The organism is Yersinia sp. 2540 StPb PI (assembly GCF_052217165.1).
GTDB classification, from domain to species: domain Bacteria; phylum Pseudomonadota; class Gammaproteobacteria; order Enterobacterales; family Enterobacteriaceae; genus Yersinia; species Yersinia enterocolitica_E.
The window spans coordinates 3,564,576-3,587,702 of record NZ_JAZGQC010000001.1 but is presented as its reverse complement, the minus strand read 5'-3'; the positions used below and the strand labels follow the sequence as shown (position 1 = coordinate 3,587,702).

Here is a 23,127-nt window from a genome sequence, read left to right as displayed (position 1 = left end):
ATCTGTTGTGGCCTATAGTGCCTAATAAAAACAGAGGTTGAACGAGGAATCTCATATACAAATGACATCAATAAGAGAGTTTCGTCGATGATTGTGTTTTTACAAAGTATTAGAAGAAATCAATATGAAATAATTGCTGTGCTACTCATGGTTTGCATTGGATTGTTTAACTTCGGATGGTTGAGTTTAAAAACGATTCCTGAGACTCCACCAGGATATTATGAAAATATCGTCATTGAACATACACAATTGCATATTAATTTACGGGCTTTGTTGAATAAATCGAAATTTTGGCCGCAATCAGGATCAGATCACAACATTCCTACCCCCTCTGGCGGTATCACGTGGCAAAACAAAAGTTCAAAATTACCCACTGGAACGCCTACAACAAGGCTCTCGTCAATCGAGGTTCACTGACTTCTGGATTGATGAGTCGGCCATTCAGGCCTGGTATGACGAACCCAAAACGTCTTCACGGGGTGGTCCGCAACGCTATTCTGAACTCGCTATTTCCACCGTACTGATGCTCAAACGCGTCTTTCGCCTCACACTACGCGCCGCTCAGGGATTCATTGATTCCATTTTTACCTTAATGAAGCTCCCGCCCCGTTGCCCAGATTATTCCTGCGTCAACAGACGGGCTAAGTCCGTCCGTATCCCTTTCAAAAACACCACGTGCGGCGAGATTGCCCATCTCGTTATCGATGCCACCGGCTTAAAAGTCTTCGGTGAGGGTGAGTGGAAGGTGAAAAAGCACGGTCAGGAAGAACGTCGCGTCTGGCGGAAACTGCACCTTGCGGTGGACGCCGATACCCACGAGGTTATCTGCGCTGATTTATCCCTGAACAACGTGACCGATTCGGAAGCATTCCCGGGACTTATTCGTCAGACCCATCGGAAAGTTAAGGTGGCTTCCGCCGATGGCGCTTATGACACAAAACTATGCCATGACGAGCTGCGGCGTAAGAAAATCAAGGCGCTTATCCCGCCGCGCACCCGGGCGGGTTACTGGCCGGTGGAGTATGCGGACAGAAATCAGGCGGTGGCGAGGTAGAGGCTTACGGGGAGCAATGCTTACTGGAAATGGAACACGGCTTATAACCGGCGGTCGGTGAGGCCATGGTTATGATCCGTGCATTGAACAAAATGACGCGTGCAGGCATGCCTGAAAGTGTACGAATTTCCTGAGAAAATGACTGATAAGGGGTAGTTTTATCTAAACCCGATTTATTCAACAAAGCCAACATCACGCTGTTTTAATCAATGGGGAGCAGGTCAATTGATGATACCAGCTATTTTGACACCGTCGATGTTGCGCATTCGGGGCCGTCGCAATGCGCGCAAGTTCTGTAGGTCTTCGCTGATCATGATGCAACTCATGCGGTGTCCTTACCAGGAGAACCGGACGCAGGAAATCGCTGAAATCTCCCGTTCACTTAAGGCGCTGCTTGAGTCGAAGCCTTCTGCACTGACTCATAGTATAGCGTTTTTCTTGGTCTCTCATTGAGTTGCCTGACTACACTATTTAATCTTTGCTGGCTGTGAACTGATAAGTCAGTTTCTTTTGGGAAATACTGCCTGAGTAATCTGTTCGTGTTTTCATTTGATCCAAGTTGCTAGGGTGATTGAAGATCACAAAAATAGACCTGAATGTCTCTGGCTACAGTAAACAGGGTGTGATTGGTCATTTTAGCGACCCAGCTTGCGGCAGACATCTGGCATGGACATTCCAAGCTCAGCCAGCTTCAGGGCAAAAACAATCTGCTCTTCGGTAAATCGTGACTTTTTATCGGTACAGCCCTCGTTCAGGGGAGTATTTATCATGCCGCAATTCTGTTACTGAATGGAGCAGGATTTTGGGTCAGGTCACAGGAGAAACCAATTACACTCCTATGCTGAAAACGTTTGCTGTGTTTAATATTGACCAAATTACCGGGGTGCTTACACTTGGGCCGCCACGTCGGATGTTGGCGCGTCCAGTGCGTCATCCGGAATCGCGTCGCCCCAATCCTTCATGGCATAAAGAACATCTTTCAAGGACAGCCCCAACGGGGTCAGTTCATAGACGACCCGAGGCGGTGTCTCGGCGAAGGTCGTGCGCGTTACCAACCCATGTTCCTCGAAACGGCGCAGACGATGAGTCAGAGTATGCGCACTGATGCCATTCAAGGCCCCTCGGAGCTCTGTAAATCGCCGAGGGCCGTGCAGCAGTTCCCTCACGATCAGCGTCGCCCATGGTCCGTCGAGAAGGAGCAGGAAGCGCTCCACGCCACATCGGGGCAGTTTTTTTCGAGACATATTTGTTTTTCTTCCATTAGTGCATTTGACGTAACTGGTGCAAGTATTGCTTAAATGTAGTTTCTATAGCAATGAAGAGGTTATGTATGTCCTATATTATCCACGGCGCGACCGGCGCCCAAGGCGGTCCACTCTATATCCGTCTACTCGCTTCGGGCAAGAACGTGCTCGCCGCTGTTCGCGATCCTGCCAAGGTCGCAGGCAAGCCTGCCGTTGCGGTCGATAACGATTCCGTTGATTCGCTAGTTGCCGCCTACCGCGATGCTGACGGCGTTTTCATCCACCTACCGAATATGTCTGAGCCCGCCCGCGTCCAGCAGGCCAAGAATATTGTCCAGGCTATCAAGGCCGCAAAACCCAAACGTGTCGTGGTCTCGACCAGTGGCACAATCATAGACCAACCTGGAACTGTGCTGCAGGCACCCGAAGACAGCGCCGTTGCAATCCTTGTGCGTGGCGTGGAGGAAAGCGGCGTCTCGCATGCCATCGTCGCTCCACGTCTCTATCTGGAGAACCTGCTCCTGCCGATGGTTTTCGAGCCAGCGGAGAACAAGGGCGTTCTGCGGTATCCGGTGGGTGCCGACTTCCCGGTTTCATGGAGCTCGCACCTCGATGTCGCCAAGGTGGCTGAGAGGCTACTGTCCGACCATTCCGTGACCGGTGTTGTCGGCGTTGGCCACCAGCCTGGATTGAGGGGCGCAGATCTCGCTGTGGGGTTTTCAGAGCAGTTTGGTCGAACCGTCACATTCGAAGCATTGACGCCTGACTCGTTCGGCAAACTGATTGAGCCGATGCTTGGCCCGGCCACTGTCGGCGTCGTGGGCCTCTATCAAACTCTTTCGCAAGCCGCAGACAACGTGATTGATGGCGAGACTAGCGCGCAGCACCGGCTTGGGCTTGAGCCGCGTAGCGTACGGCAGTGGTTGGCTGAAATGCTTGGCTGAAGGGCCACTCAAATAAGCTGGGTGGCGGTCTAGCGGTGAATTCGATGAACGGCCGACATTATCAGAAGATTACTACAAAGCTCAGTAAGTCGGCTTTTCGCTCTTAACCGTTCCCCAGAAACCATCGAATAGCAAAGAAGCCCGCTTAGTTTCCTGAGCGGGCTTCTTTAATTTGGCTTCTCTGACTGGGATTGCTTTTGCCAGTAACTTGCTAATAATAAGCTAAATGAGAAACTCTATTCTGTAAAAATCACCAGAATGGCCATCTTTATCAGAGAATCACAATGGTAAAGATACCACTGTTGTTACCTATTGCGGAATCAGTTCTTAGGATTCCGAGTAAGTTTGTTACGAGTATCGAAATTTCCTATATTTGTGAGGCCAGTCCTGTTTTCGCTGATTGATCAGATAATGACAACGAAGGTCACACTCATATGTTTTTGTCTAGGGTGTACAGCTAAAGGGAGGGTGGACATTGCATGAATCTACTTATAAAACATGAGGAGTTGCCGTAACGTCACGCCTAAAGGATGACGGGGTTACCTTGAACCCGTTGCTATGAGGCACAATGATGGCCTGTGGCTGACGCACAGTTAGCCGAGTGTATTCATTTCAGTCACCGACTGCTTTCTGTCCAAAGGACCTGCGCCAATCTCTTGGGCTGACTTGGAAACGCTTTTTGAAGTGCTGACGCAATGACTGTTGCGTTTGAAAGCCAGTCAGTTCTGAAATTCTTTCAATCGACAACGAGGTCGTTTCCAGAAGATCGCGTGTTTGCCGTAGGCGCTCATTGATTAGCCAATCGATGACTGTCATACCTGTCGCATTTTGAAAGTGACGAGTGAGTGTTCGACGGCTCATCGCCACCCTAGTCGCCAGTTCATCAATGCTGTGCCGCTTGCCGAGATTTTCACGTAAGTAGTCGAGCAGCCGGTTTACCTGTGAATCTTGCGTTGATATGGCCATGGGTTGTTCAATGAACTGCGCTTGACCGCCCTCGCGATGAGGTGGAATGACCATTGTCCGCGCAACTTTATTGGCGATCTTCGGCCCATAATAAGCACGCACAATATACAGACAGCAGTCGAGCCCAGCACCAGTACCTGCCGAAGTAATTAACCGGTCTTCCTCAATATACAACGCATTCATATCAAGTCTAACACGCGGAAAACGTTTGGAAAAATCCTTTTCCGCCATCCAATGTGTCGAGGCGCGTTTGCCGTCAAGTAGTCCCGCATAAGCGAGTACGTATGCGCCGTAGCAAAGTCCCACGACATGGGCTCCCCTTGCATGCACATGCGCAAGCACCTCTACCAATTCTGGGTCTGGATGTGTGTCTAGGTCGTGCCACCCTGGTACGATCACGATGTCCGCTTTTTCTGCCAAGTCCAGCCCACCGTCCGGCTGTATGGTCATCGCACGTTCTGCAGTCAGGGGCTGTGCACCCAATGAAACAATCTTCAGGTCAAACAAACGACCCTCTGGCAACTCTGCGCCGAAAACCATGTACGGTACGGAGAAGTGGAATGGGCTGAAGTTGGGGTAAACGATTAAGGCGACAACAGGTAATTTTTCGGTCATAGCTGGAAAACCTCTCTGCGTGGCCTAAAAGTATTGATAATTGACTTTTGAGCCAATATTACAGTTAGCGTAGTGCGTTTACAATGCGGTTACCAACTACAACATCTATGGAGCAACAAAATGCAACGATTGAAAGCCTTGGCTCTCGTTCTGTCTTTATCTCTTGGGGCAGCAAATGTAATGGCTAATGATGTCGCCAATATCGATTCAACGACGACCAAGTCGATACTGCAAGTTCAACAGGTTCGCAACGCCACGTTGAAGATCAACTATAAAGGAAAGATCTTCCTGGTCGATCCCTTCCTTGCAGAAAAAGGCAAGTACCCTGGTTTCCCTGGGACATTCAACAGCCAACTACGCAACCCGCTCGTTGAGTTGCCAATGCCGGCGAAGGATATTTTGGAGGGAGTAGATGCGGTGATCGTGAGTCATACCCACCTAGACCATTGGGACGGCGGTGACCAGCAGTTCATTTCTAAGGATATTCCTCTGTTCGTGCAGGATGAGGTCGACGCTAAACTGATCCGCGGGCAGGGTTATACCAACGTTCGGATCTTGGGTGAAGACACTATTTTCGAAGGCGTGCACTTGACCAAAATTGGCGGGCAGCACGGTACGGATGAGATGTACTCAAAAAAACCGGTAGCCGAGATGCTGGGTGAAGCAATGGGCATTATGTTCCAGGCACCGGGGATGAAAACGGTTTACATTGCCGGAGATACTGTTTGGGGTAGCGATGTAGACCAAACCCTGGCGAAGTTCAGACCCGATGTGATCATCCTGAATACGGGGGACGCCCGCATGGTTGGTTACACAGGTTCCATCATCATGGGTAAGGACGACGTCCTTCACGCGTATCAAGCGATGCCGAAGGCAACGATAATCGCAACGCATATGGATGCAATCAACCATATGACACTAAGTCGCAAGGAACTAAAGGAACATGTGAAGCAACATGGTATCCAGGGCCGCGTACTTATTCCAGCCGATGGCGAAATTCTGAAGTTTTAAATTCCGTCCATTAACGCAGTGTAGAATAATCAATGGCCCTGGTCCTTTTGGACAAGGGCCATTTTGCTATTTAGGAATTGGCCGCTCTTGACCAAAAGCGGTCTGGCAGCCGTTTTGCATGAACTGGGTCGCATCAAGTCGCAATATTCGTGTGCTACTTGCTCTTTCGTCCTCTTCTTCCGATAGGGTAATGTAACACAGCCCCAGCGCGTGCCTTCCAGATTATCCTGGTGAAAGACGAACTTGCCACCGGCGAGTCGAAGACAGTGCTGAATTGTTTTTGGTCCCATTCACTGGCCGAGCACTCGCCAAACGAGGTTGTACACCAAATATTTTGAGTTGCAGAAAGGTGGCAACCGCGTGAATCCACAGAAGCTTACACCAGTAAGTGATTTGGGAAGCCAGCGTACATAGAGCTTGAAGCAAATGCGCCTATATACAGACCGCATTTGTGTGTTTCTTTATCCGTGTCTGGTTGTAATTAACAATCAGCCGTCAATCGCCAAAATCGCCATAAATGCCTCACGAGGAATTTCCCGTTTTGAAAACCCAATATTGTGTTTCTTATTCTCGCGTTGCTTACGAATGAGTCGTTTTTTTTGCGACAAGCTGCCCTGGAACCCTTGTGCCAGAGCGCTTTTACGCAATGGCGGGATATCTTCCCTCGCGATAAAGCGGTTTTCTACTTTTGCCTGTACCGGGACCGGATACAGTTTGCGCGGGATGACGTACTTCAGCGTTTTAACGATTTCGGACGCGCGTGCCCAGGCTTTTTGTCTGGCAATAATAAAAGAAAAGGCATCCACCAGTTGGTTATCGAGATAAATATCGCAGCGTACCAGATCGGATTGTCGATACCCTGAAAATTCGTAATCAAGCGTGGCATAGCCCTGGGTGAGGGATTTCAGTGTGTCAAAAAAACCGAATACCATCTCATTAAGCGGCATCTCCCAGGTCAGACGTACGGTGGCACTGCCCAGATAATGCATATCCACAAACTCGCCACGCCGGGAGGCGCAAAGCTCCATCATGGCACCCACATAAGTATCCGGCGTATGAATGGTACTGACGACGAAAGGTTCTTCGACGTAACTCAGCGTGTCTTCACCAGGAAAATGAGCCGGGTTATCGACGCTCAGGCATTGGCCATTATGCAACCAGACGTGATATTCAACGCTCGGCGCGGTGGCAATCACAGAGATGCCGTATTCCCGCTTCAGGCGCTCGCAGACAATGTCCATGTGTAGCATACCCAGAAAACCACAACGGAAGCCTGCGCCCAGTGATGCGGAGACTTCCTGTTCAATGTGCAGTGCCGCATCGTTAAGCGACAGTTTATCCATGGCGTTACGTAACCCTTTCAGATTTTCATCGGCATCAGGGTAGAGTCCGGAAAACACCATCGGTTTCATTTCCTGATAGCGCGAAACCGCTTTGATTGCCGGATTTACTGCCTGCGTCAGGGTATCGCCAATCTGAATCACCCCCACATCTTTAATCCCGGCGGCGATATAGCCCACTTCTCCCGTATCCAGTTTTTTACAGGGTTGTCGCCCAGGATGGAAAGCCCCTGTTTCGGCGACCTCAAAGCGAAAACCAGATGACATGAAACAGAGGGGATCGCCGATATTGATGCTGCCGTCCACAACCCGGACATGCATGATGGCGCCGTGATAAGGATCGTAATGAGAGTCAAATACCAGTGCCCTTAGCGGGGAATTTGACTCGCCACAAGGGGAGGGGAAATATCGGGCGACAAAGGTGAGTACGTCAGCCACGCCTTCCCCGGTTTTTGCCGATATCTGTAATACTGTACTGAGATCCAGTGCGGGGATCCCGGCCAGTTGCCGCATTACGCTATCGATATCAGCTTGCGGACTGTCGATTTTATTCAGGACTGGCAGTATGGTCAGTCCGTGCTGTTTAGCCAGATTGAGATTGGCAATAGTTTGGGCCTGGACGCCTTGCGTGGCGTCAATCAACAGTATTGCACCTTCACAAGCGGCGATGCTGCGTGAAACTTCCGCAGAAAAATCAACGTGTCCTGGCGTGTCCACCAGATTGAACTGATACTGGTGACCCTTATCGCTCTGATAGCACATGCGTACCGTTTGTAGTTTGATGGTAATTCCGCGTTCGCGCTCAATATCCATTGAGTCGAGCAGGAGTTCCCGCATATCCCGTCGGGACACGGTAGATGTTAACTCAATAAAACGATCTGCAAGCGTAGATTTGCCGTGGTCGATGTGGGCAATAATGCAGAAATTTCGAATGGAAGAAAATGACATGGAAGTGGCCTTTTACATAACTGTTCCGCTCACCACGAAGAAAAAAGCGGGCGAGAGAAATTACACTGAATATTCAGTGCATGAAAAATCATAAAAGATGTAAAAGTAAGTAGCCGGGGCGGATGATAACACATCCTATTTTTGACACGCAATCGCGTGGCAAGGTAATAATAATGATAGTGTCGTTACCTGGCAGCGTTTGCTCGCTAACGCTTTCCGTCTCAAAATTCAGCAATAAACGTGGGCGGAGATCGCCACAGGCACTGTGACGATCCCAGAAATTGTAATGTCAGCGCAAAGCTGAAGTGGCACCATTGCTACAATTCAGGATCAATCTTTTTAATACTTCGTCAGTTCGAATAGTCAGCACTGATGAAATGCAGGCATTAATGCTTTGTTATGTTCAAGCACTTCATTTAATGCATCCTCAAGTACTTTACCGCTCTTGATTAATGGATTGATAACCAGAGCACGCCATGCGGTATGCCGGTCTCCGCTCATTGCCGATTCGATAGTCAGTTCTTCAAAGGTCTTCATTAACTGAATTAAACGAAGGATATCCTCAGGGAAGGGTTCCACGTTAAGCGGGATCGGCCCGGAACGGGTGATCATAGCACTGACTTCAACGGCACAATTGTCAGGGAGGGCAGCGATAGCACCGTTGTTACGTGTGTTGACGTGCATGATGATACGTTTGTCGTTATAAATCGCGCTCATCAACTCGCAGCCCGCATCAGAGTAGTATTGGCCCCCACGACCTTCCAGCGCTTTAGGTTTTTCTGCCAGGTCCGGATTGCGATAGATTTCAAATAGTTCTCTTTCGAGTTCTTTAACCACTTCACCGCGAGTCCCTTCACCCTGAGCTTCACCCAACTCCTGGCGGTACATATCATCACTCATGTAGTAATAACGCAGATAAAGGCAGGGTATCATTCCCATTCTTTCGAACAGATGAGTAGGCCATTTAAAAGGAGGAATATTTTTGGGTATTAGTGGGTCGTTACCTGCTGAGATCTGTTGAATAGCGACATTCAGCTTGTCTTTACCTTCATGCCAGATATGGCGGGCTAAGATGAAATGGTTCAGGCCAGTAACCTGCATAATGAAATCATTTATGTCATCAGTACCGAGCATCTTAGCGATTCCTTTTTGCATAATGACCGGCACATTGCACAAGCCTACGGTGCGGATTTTACTGTTTTTGAGAATGGCTTCAGTGACCATTCCCGATGGGTTAGTGAAGTTCAGGAGCCATGCATCAGGGCACAACTGTTCCATTTCATGGGCAATGTCTAGAGCAATGGGAATGGTACGACAGGCATTGGCAAAACCACCGAGGCCATTCGTTTCCTGTCCGATCATGTTGTATTTTAGAGAAATGCGTTCATCGCTGATGCGGGCATCTAGATGACCCTACCCCAAAATCCTGTTCCATTCAGAAACAGAATTCCGGCATGATAAACACTCCCCTGAACGGAGGTGGTGCCGATGAAAAAGTCACGATTCACCGAAGAGCAGATTGTCTTTGCCCTGAAGCAGGCTGAGCTGGGTACGTCCGTACCGGATGTCTGCCGCAAGCTGGGTATCTCCGATGCCACTTTTTACACGTGGCGTAAGAAATACGGTGGAATTTCCCCATCTGAACTCAAACATATGCGCCAACTGGAAGAGGAAAACCTGCGGCTGAAGAGGCTGGTTGCCGATCTCAGCCTCGACAAGGCAATGCTGCAGGACGTGCTGGCAAAAAAGAGCTGACGCTGGCACGCCTGCGCGAATGGGTCAGGGATTTACAGGCCCGGTACGGTGCCAGCGAAAGACAGATATGTTTTGCGTTACGGCTCAGCCGCAGCTCGCTCAGGTATCGTTCAGTTGCTGCCGATGACAGCGCACTGCGCCTGCGTATCCGTGAGATCACCGAAACGCGAATTCACTACGGATATCGCCGGGTATACGTGATGCTCCGGCGTGAGGGCTGGCGCGATAATCACAAACGGATATACCGTCTCTACTGTGAACAGGGTCTGTCGCTGCGCCTCAAACGGCCACGCCGCAATAAATCCGCTCAGCGCAGGCAACCGCAGCCCCAGGGCCTGTATCCGAATCACGTCTGGGGCATGGATTTTGTTTCTGATGCGCTGTTTGACGGGCGCAGATTGCGCCTGCTGACGGTTATCGACCTGTACACCCGCGAGTGCCTGGGGATCTGCGTGGGGCAGAATCTGCGTTCAACAGAAGTGGCAGAAATGCTGAACAGCATAGCGCTCAGGCGCCCTTTACCGCCGTTGCTGAAAACTGATAACGGACTACCGTCTGAGTCAACTATTTTACACGCAGGGATACAGCCATCTAATACAAAGACGATAGTTCATTTTAATATCCGATACTGCCCACATTTCCTTTCGGCTTATAAATATGCTTACCATGACATACAAGGGTCCGAAATGGCCCGACAGGACTTAACAAAGCATTTTTGGGAAACCATGGACGTTGAGCATTATCTAATGGTCGCGATGCGCCTTACGGCCCGTTGAATCACGTCCCATGGCTTATTTCATAATACCCTTTGTAATCAATATTCTGCTTTACAATTGCATGCGCCACTCTGGCGACTTTTGTTGCCACAGCCGTCATGGCTTTTCTTTTCTGATCAGGCTTGTCTCCATTTTCCCGAAGATAGCGTTCATATTTGTACCGGAAACTGTTTTCCCTCGTTCTTACTGCTACTGTGGCGGCAAGCCAGAAGGCATATCTTAACCGCGCATTTCCACGTTTTGATAATCTGTAACCACTGTGCTTTTGCCCGCTCTGAATGGCGGAGAGATTAAAACCACAAAAGTTGAGGTACTGTCGATAATGAGCGAAACGTGTCAAATCACCACTTTCAGCAATAACCATAAGGGCAATCACAGGTCCAATCCCCGGGATCGTACGTAAATGCTGGTAGTCACTTCGTTTCTGCAAATATTTTTCTGCTTGTTTCTCAAGTTGTAATCGTTGGGCCGAAAGTTCGATATATCGATGAAGCTGTAATCTGAACGTGGCCACTGCCAGAGAATCATCTGGTAACGGTAATGCAATGGAATTCGCTGCAACATCATAGAGATGTTCTAGAAACTGCTGTTTATACTGTTTCCGCCCAACAACATCCCATGACTGTTTTACAAACACATCCCGGTTAAGTGACGTGATACAAGACGGTGTAGGGAATTGAAGTAAAAACTGGCAGAACCACTCTGCCCGGGACATATGCAGAAACTGCTCAGCTTCGGGAAAATAAAGGGTTAGATAGTGGTTAACCAGGCTGTTCAGACATCGTGTTCGTGCCAGAGTAACCTGATGGTATGTGTTTGATATCTCCTGTATATCGATAATGCCATTCGCCAGAGGATCATAAAATGGTGAAGATAATCCTTGTTCGAGCAAATACATAATGACACTGGCATCTTTGCGATCATTTTTATCCCAGGTCTTAAACAGCATCTCACGAGCTCGCGCACATCTGACAGATGAAACAAGATGGCACTGAACTCCCTGCTTATGTAACCACCATGCGATGTTACGGTGATAATCAGCTGTAGGTTCAAATGCAGCGATAATATCTTCATGGGGTGAAGCGGTGAGCGCAAGCAGTCGGTTGAACCCTTCCAGGGTATTTTCAATACGCAGGTAGGATGTTCGTCCATCCGGGTGCCGAATTTTTGCATCGTGATGTTTTTTAGCGATATCTAGGGCAATCAGAGTCCCCGACACACCGATGTTACTAACTAAAGTGTTCATTGATTTTCTCCACTTGTGACAGACACAGACATTACAAGTTGTAGAAAATAGCTGACTTAAACGCTAGCTGGATGCACTCAATAGGTATCATGGTTCTGAATTTGCAGGTAAAATGCTGGACAGGTGGGTATATGAAAGGGGTATCCGCATTGACTTCTCACGGCCGGGCACACCGACGGATAATGCGACGGTAGAGTCCTTCAACGGCAGACTGCGGCAGGAATGTCTGAACGAGAACGGGTTCATGTCTCTGGAGGATGCACGGTGCAAAATCGAGGCCTGGCGCATACACTATAACCAGAGTCGTCCCCATTCTGCACTGGGCTGGATGACACCCTCCGAATTCGCCGAAAAATCTGCCGGTTGCCAGAATATGCAGCCAGACTGAAGCCGGTTATTCCTGATTATGAATGGATCACATATGGGGCGCGGGTCACAGATCCGACATTACTAACTGAGCGTTGTATCTAATCATGGGGGCAGGTCAACAGAGCTTAAGTGTTCAAACCCTTCCGCCATACACCTTTCGTCGCGGACCGGAAGCAACCATTTTTAAGTTGAACATCCCCCCTGGCTTCGTCAGGTGTGTTGCGATCTTTTGGAGGATAACCGGTTCATATTCAGCTCCGCCAGCAGCCGTTTAAGGCGGGCATTTTCGGCGGCTAGTTCACCGGAGGTTGCTGCCGGGCGAAAAGGCCAGCCAGCATTCCACTTAATTAGCCATGTCTTCAACTATTGTGGCCACTTGACCTTGAGCTTCGATACGATAGCCTGCGGTTCTCAACAAATTGCCGATGGCACAGACCGTATCTGCAGCCTGAATAAGCGGTCTGGTTGCATCAAGCTGAGCCTGAGTCGCATCGGAAGACAGCAACAAGCGTACATCGTAGTCGATGCTTACGCCTGCATCCTTGGATTCGGATGCGTTACAGTGCATCGCCAGTCCAGCGACAGGCAACTTTTTCGCTTCTAGCATGGCAATCAGCGTCATGGCATAGCAAGAGGCCGCAGCCGACACTAACAACGATTTGGGATCGGTGCCTGCGCCGCTGCCACCGAAACTGGCGGGAATGGCGATAGCGACACCAAGCTCAGTGCCTTCGATCCGGCCAGCACCTTGCATCGCACCATTCCAATGGATTTTGATACTTGTATTCATTTGGGCCATTTTTCGTACTCCTTTTCAAATTTCAAATGCGTAGGGCTCACTCACTCTCTGTCGGAACCAGTATCTGGGGCGGGCCCATGAAGTTTCTTTGATATAGTCGCGCAGATATCTGGATTGCCACTACAACTGTAAGTGTTGCCACTCCTCACATCACGGAATATCGATTTAATGGGGTCTGGTCTAATACCGCCGAGATGCTTGCCAGAAAGAGATATCGGCAGGAATGATGTTTGACCAAATCTGACAGTATCAGGACGGTATGATGCGGATCGCGCAAAGGCAGACGGCTTCGCTGTAAAAGGAGAAGGCTCTTTTTAACGCCCATTCCTCCTGCCTTTCGCTCAGGCCTTTTTCTGATCAACAGGCGCAGGACCACGAAATGCCCGACGCCATTCGCTTGGGCTAACGCTGAATCTCGTCTTAAAACTCTGGCGGAAAGAAATCGGTGACTGAAACCCAGCCATGTCTGACACGCTTTCAATACTACTGTCCGTGGTTTCCAGCAGCTCCTGGCTTCTTTGGAGACGCTCCGCGTTTAGCCATTCTCCCAGCGTCGTTCCGGTAGCCTTGAAAAAATGACGCGTCAGCGTCCGCCGGCTCATGCTGACAAACCCGGCCAGTGAGTCGAGATCGTGCGGCTTGTCCAGATTGCGACGCAGGTAGTCCATCAGTTCGTTCATTTTTCGGTCCCGCGAAGATACCGGGACCGGACGTTCAATAAACTGTGCCTGACCGCCTTCCCGATAAGGAGGAACAACCATTCTTCGTGCCACCCGGTTAGCAACTGTAGTACCGTAATGGTCACGGATAATATTGAGACAGCAGTCAATGCTGGCGGCGGAGCCGGCAGAGGTAATAAGATGTTCATCACTGGTATACAGCGAGTTGCTGTCCAGATGAACGGCGGGGAATCGTTCAATGAAGTCCTGTTCATACTCCCAGTGCGTTGCAGCCCGGTGTTTATCCAGCAAGCCGGAATAAGCCAGCACGTAGGCGCCGAGACAAAGCCCTACCACCTCTGCGCCGCGCTGCCATGCGCCTATAAGCGTGTCCAGGAGCGCCTGAGAAGGTCTCTCTTCTGGATGGTTCCAGTAGGGCACGATAACAATGTCTGCGACATCAAGCAGCTCAAGACCATGCTCCACATTAATGGACAGGCCAATATCAGACAGTATAACGCCCGGTTTTTCAGCACATATCTCCACGCGGAATAAGTCCGACTGCGGCATAGATTGTCCGAAAATAATACAGGGCACAGAAAAGTGAAACGGGCTGAATCCGTCCGTGGCAATCACGGCGACCGTCAGTGCAGACATAACGTTAACCCTACCGTAAATGATAACCACCGGTTCGCCGACGGTTAATTTATTAATTTTTAATCACTAAGTGATAGTCGGAATGGCATTCTTCCCCTCAATCAGGCGAAGTGTGTATCAGAAAGCCATGGTCTCACCGTCTGCAGGTATAAGAACGTTATCTTCAATGCCGTGCTCAAAGCAGAATTCCCTCAGCTCCGCGCGGGTGAGAAGGCAGTGATTAATCGACTCCATGTGAGAAGCCACGATGGTCGCCGTCGGCAACATTTTAAGTGTGCGCAGCGTGTCCTCTTTGCCCATGATAATCGGACCGTAAAGGTCGTTGACAGCATAACCTGTGTTAAGCACAACAATCTCCGGCTTGAAGCGCTGCAGGTTTCTTGCATAAGGCTTAACCCAGACGGTATCACCCGCTATATAGAGCGTTTTTTCATCATGATGTGTGAAGACCAGACCACATGCATCACCCAGTAAATCACCCCATTCAGCATCTGCGTACAATTCATTACTGCCGTGCTGGCCGTCAGTTTTATAAATCGTCAGGCCATCAACGAAATGATTTTCCTCTTTCAGAACGCGAATGTTGAAAAAGCCCTGAGAACGGATCAGCGCTGCGTCTTTTTCATCCTGCGTGTAGATCAGCATATTTTTAGGAACAGCCTGCTGGGCCGCCTCATCCCAGTGATCGGTATGGGTGTGGGTCAGGATAACGGCATCAACGGCCAGTAAATCCTCTACGGCCACAGGTAACGCAACCATGGGATTACGCAGGTGCGGGCGTGCATTCCCGGCAAAACCATCCCAGGCTTCTTTTTCTGCCAGCATCGGGTCGATAAGGAATTTTTTACCGGCATATTCCAGCACGAGCGTGGCATTGCGAATTTGCGTTAATCTCATTGATTGCTCCAGTAATTCATCAGGTTTTGAGGCTCATCCACCGTGTTTTCTGTTGTCTGACAGGGTGGCTGCTAGTGGGTTTACTATAAGAGGTGAAAGGGACAGGCCGTGATACGTTCTCAGGTCAGTGTTCGATGAAATCAGGCCAATAGTAGTGGCTCAGGTTTATACTGGCATGTCGCTGCTGCTAAACGGCATGTTCAAAGGTAATAGAAGAAAGGGATCATAAAGGGAACGGCCAGCGTCGTTACCCCTCCCATCAGCAGAGCAAAAGGGATATAAGCCGCACCGCAGTACTTCTCAATAACCGGCAGCGTTACATCAAGAGCCGTCGAGCCCGATATGCCGATGGCAGCATTAATGTAACCGAACCTCGAAATCAGCGGGATGAGCAGCAGGGCCGATATCCCACGAAACAGATCGCTTAAGAAGGCCACGGTTCCTAACAGCGGATTGCCCATTTTGGTGAGCAGCGTTCCCGAAAGGGTATACCAGCCAAACCCGGAACCCACCGCCAGAACCTCACGGAGCTGCATTTTGATAAACAATGATGCCAGCGCGGCCCCCGCAAAGGATGACAATATGGTAACCAACGTCAGCAGGAGGTTGGCTTTATTCAACAGCACGCGTTTGATGCTGATATTTGAATACGATAATTTTACCGCGACGGCAAAAATCAACAGATACAAAAGCAAAGAGATAATCAAGTTTGCGTTCAGGTCGGGCATTAACCCGTTGAACCCCAGTATAAAACCGGTCATCACCGTGATTATCTGAGTGAGCGTGGGGATTAAAATTGACAGCAGATCTGAATGACTATTCCGCAGGTCAGGAGCGGGATGGAGAGGTGGTTTTTTTGCACTCATTTTATCCACAGCGACCAGGGCAATAAAGGTGATCACTGACGTGCCTGACGCAATAACCAGCGCATTAAAGCCTGCGACGACGAGTTTCTCCTTAATATCAGGGATCCCGCCAACCGTTGCCCCCATAAATAACAGAAGCAAATACAGTGACAGGCCTGAGATTTTATCAAAGGTGGAAGGGTGACTATTTTTAACGACTTTTTTCAGATTAAGTCCGCCCGCAAAAGCCAGGAAAATAGGCAGTAGGCTGTACAAAGCGATGAGCATTCTTCCCTTAAGAAATTAGGCTGATTATGTGATGAAGAGGTCGTACACAGTGATTCGCAGCGATAAAGTTGGGAGATTTATCAAAGCGCAGGCTACGCTATCGGATAGCAACATAGCCCGCATAAAGGCCTGCGATTTTTACAAACCCAAGGGTTATTTTACGCTGCAGCGCGCACTCAGTCCGAACAGGGCAAGGTCACTCAGCGCTTTAGTTGGCGCAGCGCATCCTTCAGCAATAATGTGCATCTTCATGCCCTGTCCCTGCGGGGAAAGCGCTGTATGCGTAACACAATGCTGCGTCATCATGCCGGTAAGGTAGATATCAGTGATGCCGTTGTCGCGCAGCAGTTGCTCAAGGTTGGTTTCAAAGAAGCTGTCGGCCTCTTTCTTAATAATAACCGGCGCATCGCCCAGTGCCGCGGCAACATCTGGATGGATGTTCGCCCCTTCACTGTCAGGTTTGAAGAATGGTGCATCGGTTGTTGCGATATGCTGAATACCGACGATAAGCCAGGCTTCCTCACGCGCTTTTTCAATCGTGTTAATTGCGGCTTTACAGGCTATTTCAGGCGCTTCAAGCGGAAAGGATCCGCCCGGGAAATAGTCATTCTGAATATCGATTACGATCAGGGCATTTTTCATGTTCAGTCCTTGGGTTTTATTTATTGGAAGGTTCACAGAGTTACCTTAAAAGCTAACAGCTAAATAGCCCCTCCGTGAGGGGCCATAAAGTCAAATTTCGATGGGATCGGGTCAATATTAAAATCATCCGAGCCGGTATTTCGTTCTACGGCAATGGCAAAGTGACTTCTTCCTCTGATATTTATTGACGTTTTTTCCGCAAAGCCAGCCACAGCATTGGCACCGCAAGGCACAGAACCCAGGGCAGTAAGATGAGATGCATAGTTTTCCAGCCATAAGCATTGAGCAGCGGACCGGCACCCAGTGAACAAAGAAGACTGAAGATAAAGACGCTCATATCATTTACCGCTTGTGCTATCCCTCTTTCACCCGTGGTGTAGGTGGTTGCCAGCAGGCTGGTTCCGCCGATGTAGAGAAAATTCCAGCCTATTCCCATCAGGACTAATGCAATGGCAAATATCTCCCACGTGACACCCGAAACAGCCAGAGCAATGTAGGCAAACATGAGAAGAACGCCTGTCAGCTTAATTTTAATGACGCCAAACCGATCGATCAGTTTTCCCGTGAAAAATGACGGTACGAATCGGCCCAGTATGTGGAGTTGGATCACGGCAGCGATGTGTGACAGGTCAAAACCGTAATGCTTCATTGCGATAGGTGTCGCCGTCAGGCCCAGTACCATAATTCCAAACCCTGATGCGCCGGAAAAAAGGGCGACAAGGTATGCAGGCTGTGAAACCACTTTTTTCCATGGCCGCGCCACCACTAGCCCTGAAGAATCACCTGGCTGCGCCGGCATCTGCAAGCGTGACAATAACAACAGACCCAGCGAGGCCATTATTCCCATAAAGAGGAATGAACCCACATAGGGCACACTGAACAAATCACTTCCGCAGTTGGCGAGAAACGGGCCTAAAAGAGCTGCAACGACGCCGCCGGCCAGGACCAGTGAAATAGCTTTAGTACGAAATGCCGGAAGTGCCACTTCGCCCGCAGCAAAACGATAAAACTGCGCAAATGCCTGGAAAATACCTAAAAAGAACATCCCAAGGCACAGCAGCATGAATGAATGATGGATCATTGCTACCATGGAAATGACTGCCGAAACCATTCCGCTCAGCGCGCCAGTTATAAAGCCTGTTTTTCTGCCTATACGACTCATCCATAAAGACGCGGGAAACATCACTAACACCGTTCCGAGGCTCGCCATTGAGAGCGGAACGGTGATCAGCGAGGGATTGGGCGTCAACAGCGCGCCGGCCAGCCCACCGATGGTCATTATCAGGACCGATATTGATTGAAAGATGGCCTGAGAGCCTGCAAGTATCAGGACCTGCCGATGCATATTTCTCATTTTGGTGAAGCTCCTGAAGATACGAAAATCAGCATAAGGCTAGTGCCAGACTCCGCATCTCTTACTGCCTGAGAAAGCGTCGCAACGCGCAGAAAACAGGCTGAGTGATGATGGCTGATGGGGAAAATCGGTCGATCTTGTTTATTAGAAGAGCCAGCAGCCTGTGAAGGTGTCAGTATAAGGAGCGCTGTCATGATTGCGTGAGTAGGCTGTCAGCCAATTACCAATGGAAATTGGTCAATGTATAATGTAGGAAATATGTTGGATAGGTAAGGCCACTGGGGATATGCACATTTTGGCGCGTTATTCCTGTCCATGCCTGCTACTAACGGACGTCAACGGCCGCTTAGATAAACTGCCACTCTGTCATCACGGGTGGTTACCGGTCGTAGGTTTTATATTTTTATTTCGCCTGACTCAGCTTTTTTTTACACAGCTTCGGATGCATCGCTATTTACGCATTCAGAATTTATCAGCGCATTTTTGGTTGATTTTGGCCTCAGGTCACAAGGAAATACAGCCTGTGAAAAATAGGGATATACTCGATCGTCTCCTATCTTACTCCTCTGCCCATTCGACACGATTTCTTCCCGAGCGCTTCGCCTGGTACAACGCGATATCTATACGTCTGAACAAGCCTTCCTGGCTTTCATTTTCTTTTTTTATTCCGGCACCGATGCTGACGGTGAAGCGAATTTCATCATTAATCACTAGTTCTCTGACACAATCTAATATTTTTTCGGCCATTAATCGTGCTTCTTCAAATACTGACGTTTGCACGATCACGGCAAATTCTTCTCCGCCGACTCGGGCGGCGATGACGTTCTTTTTAAAGAGTTCACCGAGCATCAGGCTAAAGGCTCTTAGGACGTCATCGCCAATGTAGTGGCCGTATTTGTCATTTATATTTTTGAAGAAGTCGATATCGATTAAAAAAACGTAAACACTTACATTGTCTAAGTCCATAAGGGCATTTCTAAAATAACGACGATTTGGCAAACGCGTAAGCTCATCACGAAACGAATTAATGCTCATATCCGAATATTTATCATTCACATAGCGCACTATGAAATAGATGCCTACCGAGACGCAGACCATACCTGCCAGCTTACTGATGTCCTCGATATAATACCCGACCCACATCGGCTGACGAATAATTTCATCCATCAGATCAAATGCTGCAGACACAATCCAGAAGATCAGCCCCGCGTTTATCCATCGACGAAGATTCGTTTTCAATAATAACCGATTAAAGTTCCATAAGATAAAGTTAAGTATCAGCAATTGGATGCCATCAAATATCCAGCCAGAATTTTGTATCCAGGAGCCCTCATTTTGTTTTGTAGTAAATCCTACAATATTAAACACCGTAACAGAAATACACAACATCACCGATAATGTCATTGACATATACAGGATTTTACGTGATTCGTTTTTAGTAAAAATGCCGCTCTCATATTTCAAAAATGGCATAGTTAGCCCCGACACATATAGATACGAAAATCAGCTTACGGGGAGTGCCAGACTCCGACTTTCCTATTGTCTGAGGAAGCGTCGTAACACGCACAAAGTAGGCTGAGTAATGATAGCTGAGGGAAGTCTTATCTATCAGATGAACCAGCACCTGTCAAGATGACAGTATAAGGAACGACATAGTGGGTATGTGAGTAGGCATTAAGCCAATTATCAATGAAAACGGGCCAACATATAATTCAGACGCAAGGTGAGTAAGCCTGAGAATTTTGCCGTGAATATGCTATACCTCATGTCACGTTTTATATATTGGAGGAATGTCAGCTTCACGCTCAAGATCCTTTCACGTACTGGATTGTATTTCTTCATCAGCAAAAGGAATCAGTTCATTCATCAGACGGATCCAATCCTTAGGTTTCCTAATTCACTCAGACATTAGTCAAAATAAGGTTTCAACACTTCTTCAGTCCAATTCATAAAAGCCCTCACTCGTTGCGACAGATTGCGCCGGTGCGCGACGACGAAAGATGCATTTAGCGGCTTGGGCCGCAGATTCGGAAGGACTTCAACCAATGTTCCACTTTTGATATGGGGTAAGAGTGCGGAATAACCTCCCTGAATTAACCCCAAACCCGCCAGTCCTGCTTCGTGGTAGGCCGGTACGCTGTTGACCGTCATCGTGCCGGGTAACATCAGCGAATTGTAGCCATCACCTGACGGATATTCCCATCCGTCAGGTTTCGCGCCAAAATTCCGCATGTAATGAACCATCCTGTGTCCCTGATTAAGAAGATCATCAACCGTCTGTGGCACACCGAAGCGTTTCAGATAGCCTGGACTCGCCGCATTGATCATCCGTAATTTTCTCAGCGGCCGGGCAATCAGGGTCTCATCAACAATGGGTCCCAGACGAATTACGCAATCAAATCCTTCCAGAACCAGATCAACACGGCGGTCAGTACTTGAAAGCTCAAGTTCGAATTCCGGGTGAGCATCCAGTAGTTGTGGTAATGCGGGAATAACAACGCTTTGTGCCAGAATAGTCGGCATATCAACACGTAAACGCCCTCGCAGTGACATTCCGCCAGATGAGAACATTGACTGTAGTTCGTCTGCTTCCGCCAGCAGATCTCGTGCACGCGAATAAAAAATGCGGCCATCTTCGGTCAACTGCACACTCCGCGTGGTGCGGTGCAAAAGCGTAGCGCCTACGTCATGCTCGAGCTTGCGCACCACCATTGAAGCACGTCCTTTCTGAATACCAAGGCTTTCAGCTGCCTGGGTAAAGCTCTTCATTTCTGCCACGCGCGCGAAAATGATCAGTGCCTCAAGATTTTTCATTGTTCCTCTTTAAGATAACAGTGTGTTAATTTTTAGGTTGTTTATGCCTACTGTAATACTTAATAGACTGTCTTCACACCGCGTTATCCAGCGCAGACACTTGCTGAAGGCAATTATCATGACTCAAACCCTTTCAATGATTAAATCTGTAGTCGTCTATCACTTTGGCTATGGGCATACAGAACGGATGGCGGCCATTGTCGCTGAAGGTGCCAGCGCCACGCTCGTGGCTATCGACTCCGAAGGAAACATTGCTGCTGACGAATGGGCAAAGCTCAACGCGGCAGACGTGATTCTGTTCGGTTCGCCAACCTACATGGGTGGGCCGAGCTGGCAGTTCAAAAAATTTGCCGACGCTTCGTCAAAACCCTGGTTTGAGGGCAAATGGGTTAACAAGATTTTCGGTGGCTTTACTAACAGCGCGAGCATTAATGGTGACAAGCTGAATACGCTGGCCTATTTCTTTTTGCTGGCCGGTCAGCACGGCGGTATCTGGGTCAACATGGATATTAAGTCCTCGAATACAAAGGCCTCATTGCGTGATGATCTGAATCGGATGGGCTCAAATATTGGTCCAATGGCACAAACTCCCGCCGATGCTTCGCCTGAAGAAATGTCATCAGGCGATCTTGAAACAGCACGCCTTTATAGCGCACGTGTTGCAAATATTGCCGCACAGTTTCACCCAATGAATCCATAGCGTCATTGAACTACCTCATGTGCAGATCCTGAATCAGCACACGGCGTCACGGGTGAGGAGGAAAGGGAAATCAAATGAAATATAAGCAACTTGGGCGTACAGGCTTGTTTGTTTCAGAATTGTGTCTCGGCACAATGACGTTGGGCGGCAACACGGATGCTGGCATGTGGTCCTCCATAGGCGCAGTAGAACAGGACGAAGCAAATCAGCTTTTCGCGCGAGCGTTCGCCGGCGGGGTTAACTTTATCGATACCGCCGATATTTATTCCTTCGGCCAGTCTGAGCGTATTACAGGGATCGCGCTAAAAGAGCTCGGTGTTGCACGCAGCGACATTATTCTTGCCACGAAAACAGGCGGGGTTATGGGCTCCGGGCCCAACGCGCAGGGAGCATCACGTGGGCATATTATGGATTCGGTGCAGAGGAGCCTAGAAAGACTTCAAGTCGATCATATTGATTTGTACCAGATTCATGCAAGCGATCCTGTCACGCCCGTTGAGGAAACGCTGCGCGCGCTTGACGATCTCACACGGCAAGGGCTGGTTCGTTATGTTGGTGTGTCGAACTGGGCCGCAGGTAAGCTCGGTAAAGCGCTTGGCCTGAGTAAGGCACTTAATACATCACGTGTTGAGACCCTTCAGGCTTATTACTCTATTGCCGGACGTGACGTGGAGCGGGAATTGGTACCCTTAGTCCGGGAGGAAAAGATGGGCCTCCTTGTCTGGTCACCACTTGCCGGAGGCTTACTTTCAGGAAAATACGGACCCGGTTCATCAGCGGATGGCGATAGCCGCCGTAGCAAATTCGATTTCCCACCCGTCGACCTCGATCGGGCCTGGCAATGCGTTGCCGAAATGCGTGTCATTGCAGAAAGACACGGCGTATCTGTCGGCCGCATAGCGCTTGCCTGGTTACTGGCCAGGCCATATGTCACAAGCGTCATTATCGGTGTCAAGCGTATCGATCAGCTCGACGACAACCTCGGCGCAGCAGATATCATTCTGACAGCAGAGGAATTGGTGCGACTGGATGCGGTAAGCGCTCTGCCTCCTTATTATCCGGGATGGATGATTGAGCATCAGGACGCCGCTCGCCGCCAGGCATCCTCCAGCCCTCAGAAACTGAATGTGATTAAAACGTTGTAAAAACCCATATCCCGCTGCTTGCATGTTTGCCAGTAGAACTGCATTGCGCTGAAATAAAC

At 49.2% G+C, this 23,127-nt stretch carries 16 protein-coding genes and 7 pseudogenes; 8 read left to right on the top strand and 15 right to left on the bottom strand.

Annotation, left to right across the window (positions count from 1 at the left end; all coding sequences use genetic code 11):
• The first annotated feature begins 344 nt into the window (after window positions 1-344).
• A pseudogene (locus V1956_RS16530) lies at window positions 345-1,188 on the top strand (IS5 family transposase).
• A gap of 109 nt (window positions 1,189-1,297) precedes the next feature.
• Window positions 1,298-1,447, top strand: a pseudogene (locus V1956_RS16525) (replicative DNA helicase); the annotation flags it as partial.
• Here V1956_RS16525 and V1956_RS16520 read toward each other — a convergent pair.
• From V1956_RS16520 to V1956_RS16510, 3 genes and pseudogenes are all read right to left on the bottom strand, one after another.
• Window positions 1,437-1,679 (bottom strand): annotated as a pseudogene (locus V1956_RS16520) (IS30 family transposase); the annotation flags it as partial. The pseudogenes V1956_RS16525 and V1956_RS16520 overlap by 11 nt on opposite strands.
• Window positions 1,680-1,695: 16 nt before the next feature.
• A pseudogene (locus tag V1956_RS16515) lies at window positions 1,696-1,824 on the bottom strand (transposase); the annotation flags it as partial.
• A gap of 117 nt (window positions 1,825-1,941) precedes the next feature.
• Complete coding sequence (locus tag V1956_RS16510; protein ID WP_140474619.1) at window positions 1,942-2,298, bottom strand: winged helix-turn-helix transcriptional regulator; 357 nt, start codon at window positions 2,296-2,298, stop codon at window positions 1,942-1,944.
• A gap of 86 nt (window positions 2,299-2,384) precedes the next feature.
• Here V1956_RS16510 and V1956_RS16505 point away from each other — a divergent pair, with 86 nt between their 5' ends.
• Window positions 2,385-3,242, top strand: a complete 858-nt coding sequence (locus V1956_RS16505; protein WP_140474620.1) for an NmrA family NAD(P)-binding protein — start codon at window positions 2,385-2,387, stop codon at window positions 3,240-3,242.
• Between the two features lie 612 nt (window positions 3,243-3,854).
• On the opposite strand, the gene V1956_RS16500 is transcribed toward V1956_RS16505, so the two are convergent.
• Complete coding sequence (locus tag V1956_RS16500; protein ID WP_140474621.1) at window positions 3,855-4,823, bottom strand: GlxA family transcriptional regulator; 969 nt, start codon at window positions 4,821-4,823, stop codon at window positions 3,855-3,857.
• A gap of 120 nt (window positions 4,824-4,943) precedes the next feature.
• On the opposite strand from V1956_RS16500, the gene V1956_RS16495 reads away from it, so the two are divergent.
• Entirely contained in the window at window positions 4,944-5,834 is an 891-nt protein-coding gene (locus tag V1956_RS16495; RefSeq protein WP_140474622.1) for an MBL fold metallo-hydrolase, read from the top strand.
• Between the two features lie 488 nt (window positions 5,835-6,322).
• On the opposite strand, the gene lepA is transcribed toward V1956_RS16495, so the two are convergent.
• Window positions 6,323-8,122, bottom strand: a complete 1,800-nt coding sequence (gene lepA / locus V1956_RS16490) for a translation elongation factor 4 (protein WP_140474623.1) — start codon at window positions 8,120-8,122, stop codon at window positions 6,323-6,325.
• A gap of 363 nt (window positions 8,123-8,485) precedes the next feature.
• Window positions 8,486-9,535: pseudogene (locus V1956_RS16485) on the bottom strand (family 4 glycosyl hydrolase); the annotation flags it as partial.
• 75 nt (window positions 9,536-9,610) lie between these two features.
• Here V1956_RS16485 and V1956_RS16480 point away from each other — a divergent pair.
• A pseudogene (locus tag V1956_RS16480) lies at window positions 9,611-10,425 on the top strand (IS3 family transposase); the annotation flags it as partial.
• A gap of 229 nt (window positions 10,426-10,654) precedes the next feature.
• Here the strand turns inward: V1956_RS16480 and V1956_RS16475 are convergent.
• The gene (locus V1956_RS16475) at window positions 10,655-11,899 is read right to left on the bottom strand and encodes an IS110 family transposase (protein WP_140474624.1); all 1,245 of its coding nucleotides are present in this window, start codon (window positions 11,897-11,899) and stop codon (window positions 10,655-10,657) included.
• Window positions 11,900-11,987: 88 nt separating this feature from the next.
• On the opposite strand from V1956_RS16475, the pseudogene V1956_RS16470 reads away from it, so the two are divergent.
• Window positions 11,988-12,287: pseudogene (locus V1956_RS16470) on the top strand (integrase core domain-containing protein); the annotation flags it as partial.
• A gap of 324 nt (window positions 12,288-12,611) precedes the next feature.
• On the opposite strand, the gene V1956_RS16465 reads toward V1956_RS16470, so the two are convergent.
• The 8 genes from V1956_RS16465 to V1956_RS16430 form a co-directional block, all read right to left on the bottom strand.
• Window positions 12,612-13,067 carry an OsmC family protein gene (locus V1956_RS16465; protein WP_140474625.1) on the bottom strand — a complete coding sequence of 152 codons (456 nt, stop codon included), beginning with the start codon at window positions 13,065-13,067 and terminating at the stop codon, window positions 12,612-12,614.
• Window positions 13,068-13,408: 341 nt separating this feature from the next.
• Window positions 13,409-14,383, bottom strand: a complete 975-nt coding sequence (locus tag V1956_RS16460) for a GlxA family transcriptional regulator (RefSeq protein WP_140474626.1) — start codon at window positions 14,381-14,383, stop codon at window positions 13,409-13,411.
• Window positions 14,384-14,500: 117 nt separating this feature from the next.
• Window positions 14,501-15,280, bottom strand: a complete 780-nt coding sequence (locus V1956_RS16455) for an MBL fold metallo-hydrolase (protein ID WP_140474627.1) — start codon at window positions 15,278-15,280, stop codon at window positions 14,501-14,503.
• Between the two features lie 200 nt (window positions 15,281-15,480).
• Window positions 15,481-16,413, bottom strand: a complete 933-nt coding sequence (locus tag V1956_RS16450) for a lysine exporter LysO family protein (protein ID WP_140474628.1) — start codon at window positions 16,411-16,413, stop codon at window positions 15,481-15,483.
• Window positions 16,414-16,566: 153 nt separating this feature from the next.
• A complete protein-coding gene (locus V1956_RS16445) occupies window positions 16,567-17,055 on the bottom strand; it encodes an isochorismatase family protein (protein ID WP_140474629.1) in 489 nt (162 codons plus the stop codon).
• 181 nt (window positions 17,056-17,236) lie between these two features.
• Window positions 17,237-18,409, bottom strand: a complete 1,173-nt coding sequence (locus V1956_RS16440; protein WP_140474630.1) for an MFS transporter — start codon at window positions 18,407-18,409, stop codon at window positions 17,237-17,239.
• Between the two features lie 558 nt (window positions 18,410-18,967).
• Window positions 18,968-19,882, bottom strand: coding sequence for a GGDEF domain-containing protein (locus tag V1956_RS16435; RefSeq protein WP_140474631.1), 915 nt, complete (start codon window positions 19,880-19,882; stop codon window positions 18,968-18,970).
• Between the two features lie 435 nt (window positions 19,883-20,317).
• Complete coding sequence (locus V1956_RS16430; protein WP_140474632.1) at window positions 20,318-21,223, bottom strand: LysR family transcriptional regulator; 906 nt, start codon at window positions 21,221-21,223, stop codon at window positions 20,318-20,320.
• Window positions 21,224-21,359: 136 nt separating this feature from the next.
• Between V1956_RS16430 and V1956_RS16425 the strand changes: the two genes are divergently transcribed.
• Window positions 21,360-21,923 carry a flavodoxin family protein gene (locus V1956_RS16425; RefSeq protein WP_206664899.1) on the top strand — a complete coding sequence of 188 codons (564 nt, stop codon included), beginning with the start codon at window positions 21,360-21,362 and terminating at the stop codon, window positions 21,921-21,923.
• Between the two features lie 74 nt (window positions 21,924-21,997).
• Entirely contained in the window at window positions 21,998-23,068 is a 1,071-nt protein-coding gene (locus V1956_RS16420) for an aldo/keto reductase (RefSeq protein ID WP_140474634.1), read from the top strand.
• Window positions 23,069-23,127: the final 59 nt, after the last annotated feature.

Excerpts from the sequence above, each read along its gene's own strand:
- V1956_RS16460 (WP_140474626.1), bottom strand. The coding sequence starts at position 14,383 with ATGTCTGCACTGACGGTCGCCGTGATTGCCACGGACGGATTCAGCCCG.
- V1956_RS16510 (WP_140474619.1), bottom strand. The coding sequence starts at position 2,298 with ATGTCTCGAAAAAAACTGCCCCGATGTGGCGTGGAGCGCTTCCTGCTC.
- V1956_RS16500 (WP_140474621.1), bottom strand. The coding sequence starts at position 4,823 with ATGACCGAAAAATTACCTGTTGTCGCCTTAATCGTTTACCCCAACTTC.
- V1956_RS16420 (WP_140474634.1), top strand. The coding sequence starts at position 21,998 with ATGAAATATAAGCAACTTGGGCGTACAGGCTTGTTTGTTTCAGAATTG.
- V1956_RS16465 (WP_140474625.1), bottom strand. The coding sequence starts at position 13,067 with ATGGCCCAAATGAATACAAGTATCAAAATCCATTGGAATGGTGCGATG.
- V1956_RS16495 (WP_140474622.1), top strand. The coding sequence starts at position 4,944 with ATGCAACGATTGAAAGCCTTGGCTCTCGTTCTGTCTTTATCTCTTGGG.
- V1956_RS16475 (WP_140474624.1), bottom strand. The coding sequence starts at position 11,899 with ATGAACACTTTAGTTAGTAACATCGGTGTGTCGGGGACTCTGATTGCC.
- V1956_RS16450 (WP_140474628.1), bottom strand. The coding sequence starts at position 16,413 with ATGCTCATCGCTTTGTACAGCCTACTGCCTATTTTCCTGGCTTTTGCG.
- V1956_RS16445 (WP_140474629.1), bottom strand. The coding sequence starts at position 17,055 with ATGAAAAATGCCCTGATCGTAATCGATATTCAGAATGACTATTTCCCG.
- V1956_RS16435 (WP_140474631.1), bottom strand. The coding sequence starts at position 19,882 with ATGCCATTTTTGAAATATGAGAGCGGCATTTTTACTAAAAACGAATCA.
- V1956_RS16440 (WP_140474630.1), bottom strand. The coding sequence starts at position 18,409 with ATGAGAAATATGCATCGGCAGGTCCTGATACTTGCAGGCTCTCAGGCC.
- lepA (WP_140474623.1), bottom strand. The coding sequence starts at position 8,122 with ATGTCATTTTCTTCCATTCGAAATTTCTGCATTATTGCCCACATCGAC.
- V1956_RS16430 (WP_140474632.1), bottom strand. The coding sequence starts at position 21,223 with ATGAAAAATCTTGAGGCACTGATCATTTTCGCGCGCGTGGCAGAAATG.
- V1956_RS16425 (WP_206664899.1), top strand. The coding sequence starts at position 21,360 with ATGATTAAATCTGTAGTCGTCTATCACTTTGGCTATGGGCATACAGAA.
- V1956_RS16505 (WP_140474620.1), top strand. The coding sequence starts at position 2,385 with ATGTCCTATATTATCCACGGCGCGACCGGCGCCCAAGGCGGTCCACTC.
- V1956_RS16455 (WP_140474627.1), bottom strand. The coding sequence starts at position 15,280 with ATGAGATTAACGCAAATTCGCAATGCCACGCTCGTGCTGGAATATGCC.